At 67.1% G+C, this 3,071-nt stretch carries 2 protein-coding genes and 1 riboswitch; of the genes, one reads left to right on the top strand and one right to left on the bottom strand.

Translation table 11 applies throughout. From position 1 onward, the window contains the following. Positions 1–2,016: anaerobic ribonucleoside triphosphate reductase (locus tag Q0629_RS09830; RefSeq protein WP_298781983.1), on the bottom strand; the 2,016-nt coding region annotated here is incomplete at its 3' end. Between the two features lie 122 nt (positions 2,017–2,138). After that, a riboswitch (cobalamin riboswitch) is annotated at positions 2,139–2,319 on the bottom strand. Between the two features lie 275 nt (positions 2,320–2,594). On the opposite strand from Q0629_RS09830, the gene Q0629_RS09835 reads away from it, so the two are divergent. Further along, on the top strand, positions 2,595–3,071 hold a 477-nt coding region (locus Q0629_RS09835; RefSeq protein WP_298781985.1), incomplete at its 3' end, for a helix-turn-helix domain-containing protein.

Genomic DNA, 3,071 nt, shown 5'->3' on the forward strand with positions numbered 1-3,071 from the left:
CTCGATGTAGGTGATGTGTCCCGCGTTCGTCAGGGCGTGGTAGGGCGCCTCCAGCCGTATCTTCTCGAAGGCGTTGAGCCGGTGGTACACGGGGACGTGAAAGCTGTTGGTGTAGTAGCCGCGGTCCGTGATGCCGGGGATGACCCCGAACCGTTCCCGGTCCAGGCGCAGGAAGCGCCCCGACAGTCCCTCGGCGGGCGTCGCCAGCAGCGTGAAGTTCAGCCCGTTCGCCTCCGAGGCCGCGTCCATGCGCCGGCGCAGGCGCCCGACGATCTCAAGCCCCAGCTCCTGGGCCTTGGGGTCCTCGCCGTGGTGGGCGCCCGTCAGGCTCTTGAGGCACTCCGCGAGGCCGATGAAGCCGAGGGACAGCGTCCCATGCCTCAGCACGGGGCGCACCTCGTCGTTCCAGCCCAGCGTCTCCGAGTCCATCCACACGCCCTGCCCCATCAGGAAGGGGAAGTTCTTCACCCGCTTGCGCGACTGGATCTCCAACCGGTCCAGAAGCTGCCGGACCACGAGGTCCGCCATGGCGTCGAGCCGCCGATAGAACTCCTCGAGGTCCCCCTCGCTCAGGATCGCGAGCCGCGGCAGGTTGAGGCTGGTGAAGCTCAGGTTGCCCCGCCCCGTCACTGTCTCCCGGCCCCGGTCCGCCACGTTCCCGATGACGCGCGTGCGGCACCCCATGTAGGCGATCTCCGAGTCCGGGTTCCCTGGCCGGTAGTAGCTCAGGTTGAAGGGCGCGTCGATGAAGGCGAAGTTGGGGAACAGGCGTTTTGCGCTGACGCGGCAGGCCAGTTGGAACAGGTCGCCGTTCGGGTCCTCCGGGCTGAAGTTCACCCCCTCCTTCACCTTGAAGATGCTGACGGGAAAGATGGGCGTCTCGCCGTGCCCCAGGCCCGCCTCCGTCGCCAGGAGCAGGTTCCGCGTCACCATGCGGCCCTCCGGCGAGGTGTCCGTGCCGTAGTTCAGCGAGCTGAAGGGCACCTGCGCCCCCGCCCTGCTGTGCATGGTGTTCAGGTTGTGGACCAGCGCCTCCATGGCCTGATACGTCTCGCGCTCTACGTCCTGCTGCGCCTCTCGAAGCGCCGCATCCTGCGCGCGCTCCACCGCCTCCCGCGGCACCCCAAGCCTCAGGAGCGCCTCCCGCTCCCGCGACTGACGCTCGTCCGTCGCCCCCATGCGGATGGGGTCCCCCTCCAGGCCGTCGAGGGCCGAAGCAACCCCGGCCTCTGCGGCCTCCCCGGCGAGGAGGCTCAGGGCGCGCAGGAGGTTCCGGCGGTAGTCCTTGGCGAAGGTGCGCGCCACGTAGGGCGCCATGTCGAAGTCGAAGGCGGGGATGCTCTGTCCGCCGTGCTGGTCGTTCTGGTTCGCCTGAAGCGCGATGCAGGCCAGCGCCGCGGCGCTTCGGATGCCGGAGGGCTCCCGCAGCGTGCCGTGCCCCGTGCCGAATCCTCCCTTGAAGAGCCGCTTCAGGCCGATCTGACAGCAGGTCGTCGTCAGGGTCAGGAAGTCCATGTCGTGGATGTGGACGTCTCCGCTGCGGTGCGCCTCGGCGTGCTCCGGCCGCAGGATGAATATCTCGTTGAAGTGCTTCGCGCCCTCGGAGCCGTAGCGCAGCATCGTCCCCATGGCCGTGTCGCCGTCGATGTTGGCGTTCTCGCGCTTCAGGTCGCTGTCCCGCGCGTCCCGGAACGTCAGCGCCTCGTAGACGTTCATCAGGTGGCTCTTCATCTCCCGCGCGCGGCTGCGGGACGCGCGATAGAGGATGTAGGCCTTGGCCGCCCTCGCGCGGCCGGACTCGATCAGCACCTCCTCCACGATGTCCTGAATCTCCTCCACCTGGGGCACGCCGCCCTGGAGCTCCTGCTCCATGCGGGCCACGACGCGCTCCGTCAGCGGCATGGCCTCCGCTCCAGGCTCTCCCACCGCCGCCAGGGCCCGCCCGATGGCCCCGGCTATCTTTTCAGCGTTAAAGGGCACCTCGCGCCCATCCCGCTTTTTGATCTTGGCGAACATCTCTTCCTGCCTCCTTAAAAAGAACGCCTCCTCAAAAAAACCGCCCCCTCCGGGAGATGGAGGGGGCAGGCGCTCGCGCCTGAACGCGAGAGGGCCGCACGCCCTCCCGTCGTCCGCAGGAGTTCGCGTTCATGGGCCCAGGCAGGTCTTCTGACTTGGGTTCCTCGGCGCCTCGTCCTTTCCGGATCGCTCCAGTGGACTTTCGAGGGGCCTCCCCGTTCACAGCGGCGGGACCGTTCAGGATTCGCACCTGCTTCCCTTTTGCCCGGCGCACACGCCGGAACCCGCGCCCATATGCTTCAAAAGTGCAGCCTCATTATACACCAGCCCCACGCCGCTCGCCGTCCCAGCAGCGTGGCTGCCGTTATGGGGTTGGCCGTCCCCGATGCACGCGCACCAGCCCCGTTGCCGGCGGCACAACCCGTTGACGAAGGAAGGGGCACTTCCCATATATCGAGTATACTACGAAGCGGCCGGCGGCGCCTGCCCCGCAGGCTTGACCCTCCCCTGGCTGGAGGGCCTACGATGGGTCCTGTCGGAGGGCGAGGGGCGAAAAACGCGAAGGGAGGAGGAGTTTGATGAGCAACCTGTTGACGATCGGGGATTTCTCCAAGGCGACGATGCTCTCGGTGAAGACGCTGCGCTTCTATGACGAAAGGGGCATCCTGAAGCCCGTCTGGGTGGACGAGGCGACGGGGTATCGGCATTACTCCGCGGGACAGTTCGTGGAGGCCCTGCGCATTCGGCGACTGAGGGAGCTGGACGTGCCCCTGGAGGAGATTCGCGCCTTTCTGGGCGCGCGGGACCCCGACGCGATCGCCGCCTTCCTGGCCCGACACCGCCAGGTGCTCCAGGAACGCCTGGAGAAGGGACACAGGGACCTGGAGCTCCTGGAAAAACTCACTTTGGAGAAGGAGGCGTTTTTCTTGTCCTACAAAGTTACGGTACGCGAGGTGGCGCCCGTGCGGGCGCTGACGCACCGCTGCATCGTCACGATGGAGAACCTGTCGGAGGAGAGCCACCGAGCCTTTACGGAGCTGTGGGACCACCTGGAG

The sequence above is a fragment of the uncultured Fretibacterium sp. genome, from assembly GCF_938030725.1.
Lineage (GTDB): Bacteria > Synergistota > Synergistia > Synergistales > Aminobacteriaceae > Fretibacterium.